General features: G+C 57.0%; 1 protein-coding gene. It reads left to right on the top strand.

The annotated features are described in order from the left end of the window. A partial coding sequence (locus FE392_RS19825; RefSeq protein WP_319931853.1) for an AMP-binding protein occupies positions 1–526 on the top strand: 526 nt, incomplete at both ends.

Here is a 526-nt window from a genome sequence, read left to right as displayed (position 1 = left end):
TGTCGGGTTACTGGGTATCCTGAAGGCTGGCGGGGCCTATGTGCCGCTCGATCCAAGCTATCCGGCTGAACGGCTGGCTTACATCATTGATGATGCCTCCCCTGTGGCTTTGTTGACCCATACGTCGTTGGTTCAGCCATTCCCTGCCGCAACTCTGGCGGGCGCGATTCCGCGCATCCTGCTGGACAGCCCGGCACTCAACCTTGAAAACCAGCCCGGCCATAATCCAGCGCCACAAACCAAGGGGCTGACATCCCGCCATCTGGCGTATGTGATTTACACTTCCGGCTCCACGGGCAAACCCAAAGGCGTGATGACCGAGCACCGCAATGTCAGCCAATTGGTGATCAATAATCCCTATGCAGAGATCAGCGAGCGTGACTGTGTTGCCCATTGCGCCAATGTCGCGTTTGATGCATCGACCTGGGAAATCTGGTCAGCCCTGCTCAACGGTGCCCGTTTGCATGTGATCCCGCAGTCTGTTTTGCTCGATCCTGCCCGTTTCTGTGCGTCGCTAATCAAAGGA

This window comes from Xenorhabdus santafensis, from assembly GCF_033949405.1.
Taxonomy (GTDB): domain Bacteria; phylum Pseudomonadota; class Gammaproteobacteria; order Enterobacterales; family Enterobacteriaceae; genus Xenorhabdus; species Xenorhabdus santafensis.
The sequence above is the reverse complement of the archived record's forward strand: the minus strand, read 5'-3'. Positions and strand labels throughout refer to the sequence as shown.